Here is a 3,056-nt window from a genome sequence, read left to right as displayed (position 1 = left end):
ATTTACTACTATCAAACAAAATTTCTATGACCAAGAAATAAAGTTAGCCCCTTTCAACCATCCCTTCTTTTTCCCTATTCCCTATTCCCTACTCCCTATTCCCTAAACTAATAACTAAAATGACCACTCCTGAAAATACCATCCGCATCCGAGGAGCCAGACAACATAACCTCAAAAACATCGACCTAGAACTCCCACGCGATCGCCTCATAAAATTCATCCGAAAAAGTTATTACTGAACTTAGATGGCTTTAATCTTCATAGTAATTACAAATCAAACATATAAATTATTTAACCTAAAGTATCTTAGACTTCAGATAAGTAGAAGGTTAGTGACAAAATTTTGATTTGATTTTTTTTCCAGGCATCAAATTAGATAGTGAATCTTATCTCAAATCAAAAATTTCTTCCTGCTCAATTTTTTGGGGATGTACACTTTTTCATAGATGCACCTCTTTTTACCCATAAATATTTCAGGTTTTGTTTGAATTAGTGACGGATCTATAGAGGAAGATTTAATCTACTACTTACATACTTTTGAAAATCTAAGATACTGATTGATAAATTTTACGATTTGCTTTGAGCTTGAAGATTTTTATTAGATTCAGAATGATCTTTTTGAAACTCTTCTCGGTTAGGAAATATCTCAAAAACTCGATCCATACTTGTTAGTTCAAACAGAATTCTAATTTGCTCATTAATAGAACAAACAACTAACTGACATCCAGCAGCACGAACAGTTTTAAGCGCTAAGACTAAAGCACCTAAACCGGAGCTATCCATAAAAGTTACTTCTTTAAAATCTATCACAACAATATCAGCTCCAGCATCAACTTGTTCACTAATTTCTTGGCGAAATGAAGTAGCTTTAGTACCGTCTAAAATACCAGAGGGTTTAATATATTTAACAACACGATTGCTCATATTTTCTAGAAGCTATAATTCTAAGTATTAAGAAACCTAGGCTAGTATAGCTTATTACTGAGATTAACTCCAAGTATGTCCAAATCAATTCCTAATTTTGAGCTTCTCTGCTCTTTGATTTAAATTGTAGGACTAACTTTGGCACGGAATAGCAGTTTATCCCCTTGCTTATAGCCAGTATAACGAACTTTTACCATTTCTCCTTTCTCCACAGATCCCTCCATCAGTTGATGCAACTGGGGGTCAAAAGGAACTTCTGCTCCAACATTAGCGATAGATTCCACATTCCAGTGTTCCATCAATTTTTCTACTGGACTTAACAAAGGCAATATTTTTACTGCTCCTAGACGAGGATTTTGTTTAGCTTTATGTACAACAGTTGGCCATTGTTGTAGCCAAGATTCTAAAATTTGTAAACTAGAATGCTGAAACTCTTGCATTAACAATTTTTTTTGTTGCTCTAATTCTTTCTGGAGATTGTTATATTCTTTTTCTACTGCTGAGGTGGAAGTTTCTGGTGATTTTTTGATAAGTTCAGGTGCAAAATTAGTTAATAGTTCTGTTAAAGTTATTCCTAATGCTTGACTNTTGGCCATTGTTGTAGCCAAGATTCTAAAATTTGTAAACTAGAATGCTGAAACTCTTGCATTAACAATTTTTTTTGTTGCTCTAATTCTTTCTGGAGATTGTTATATTCTTTTTCTACTGCTGAGGTGGAAGTTTCTGGTGATTTTTTGATAAGTTCAGGTGCAAAATTAGTTAATAGTTCTGTTAAAGTTATTCCTAATGCTTGACTAATTTTGAGTAAAATATCTACTCGCATTTGTGATGCTAGGCCACGTTGCAACCGCATAAGCTGTAACTCAGAAATTCCAGCTTTTTGACTTAATTCCCTATAGCTGGAAATATTTGCGTTTTGCATTAGGTTTTGTAAATGGGGGTTGTAGTTTTTTGGAGAATATTTATTCATTTCGCCAGATACTAAAGGAAAATAAAAAAGTTTTTTTTCTAGTCTAGAATATACCATAATTGNTGATGCTAGGCCACGTTGCAACCGCATAAGCTGTAACTCAGAAATTCCAGCTTTTTGACTTAATTCCCTATAGCTGGAAATATTTGCGTTTTGCATTAGGTTTTGTAAATGGGGGTTGTAGTTTTTTGGAGAATATTTATTCATTTCGCCAGATACTAAAGGAAAATAAAAAAGTTTTTTTTCTAGTCTAGAATATACCATAATTGCTAAGTATTGGTAGTATAAAATCATTAACTTATTCCATTTTTTATTTACTCAAGACAATTTGAGGATTGTTTTTGATTTATATTTGCCTAATGTTAGCTTTACTTTTGCGGACTTAATTCCCTGAAATGGTATTTGTTTTAAGTAATCTTGATGAATTAAGAACTTGGGTCGAATATTGGTTGAAACAATCTCAACAAAAAAGGGTTGGATAGATTACTACTTTACTCACTTTTCGGATATATATAAGGTAGTGGAAAATTATATTTTGCGTCTTCAGTATTTCCTGCGTAATACCTATAACAGGTTTCCGCTTTTACCTTATATTATGAGTCATAATTGCGGACTTCATCACTTACTATAATTACCGAAAAATAAATGTATAAAGCCTCTCACTCACCGTGGAGAAACAAAAAAAATTTCCTTTTATTCAATCCTATCCGTTTTTAGGGAGAGGTAATTATCAATTATCAATTATCAATTATCAATTATCAATTATCAATTATCAATTATCAATTATTGAAGTTTTTCTTGTCTTAAAATTAGAAAGTATTATTGATATATTCCCGATAATTTATACTTGAAATAAGTAGCTATTCAGTTAAGATAATTCTTCTTCAATAAATCCTTACTTAATTCATCAAAAAACTGAGAACTGATGGGGAGCTAGCTGTTGGCCCAGCATTCCGAAAGAAATGCTTACCTGATTCCTATATATTATGCCTGAATCCTTACCAAAAAATGAGGGCATGAGCCTCCCCTTTGAAGGGGATGAAAAAGCGGTCGTTTGCGGAGCAGTCCGTTAGGATGGGATGGCGTTTGCTAACGCAAAGCTCCGAAGTGCGCGTTTGCGGAGCATTCCGTAGGAAAGCGTCCCGGAGGGAACGGTTTCCCG

Annotated in this window: 3 protein-coding genes and 1 pseudogene; all 4 read right to left on the bottom strand. The window is 33.6% G+C overall.

The features are described from left to right. Nucleotides 1-567: 567 nt before the first annotated feature. The gene (locus tag AFK68_RS04130) at nt 568-924 is read right to left on the bottom strand and encodes an STAS domain-containing protein (RefSeq protein ID WP_094671707.1); all 357 of its coding nucleotides are present in this window, start codon (nt 922-924) and stop codon (nt 568-570) included. A 119-nt stretch (nt 925-1,043) separates the two neighbouring features. After that, on the bottom strand, nt 1,044-1,364 hold the full coding sequence (locus AFK68_RS04125) for a hypothetical protein (RefSeq protein ID WP_246843987.1): 321 nt from the start codon (nt 1,362-1,364) through the stop codon (nt 1,044-1,046). Nucleotides 1,365-1,512: 148 nt separating this feature from the next. Continuing rightward, a partial coding sequence (locus tag AFK68_RS04120; protein WP_256386480.1) for a helix-turn-helix transcriptional regulator occupies nt 1,513-1,894 on the bottom strand: 382 nt, incomplete at its 3' end. Nucleotides 1,895-1,957: 63 nt separating this feature from the next. After that, nucleotides 1,958-2,158, bottom strand: a pseudogene (locus tag AFK68_RS38060) (helix-turn-helix transcriptional regulator); the annotation flags it as partial. Between the last annotated feature and the right edge of the window lie 898 nt (nt 2,159-3,056).

This window comes from Hydrocoleum sp. CS-953, assembly GCF_002260545.1.
Taxonomy (GTDB): Bacteria; Cyanobacteriota; Cyanobacteriia; order Cyanobacteriales; family Microcoleaceae; genus Trichodesmium.
The sequence above is the reverse complement of the archived record's forward strand: the minus strand, read 5'-3'. Positions and strand labels throughout refer to the sequence as shown.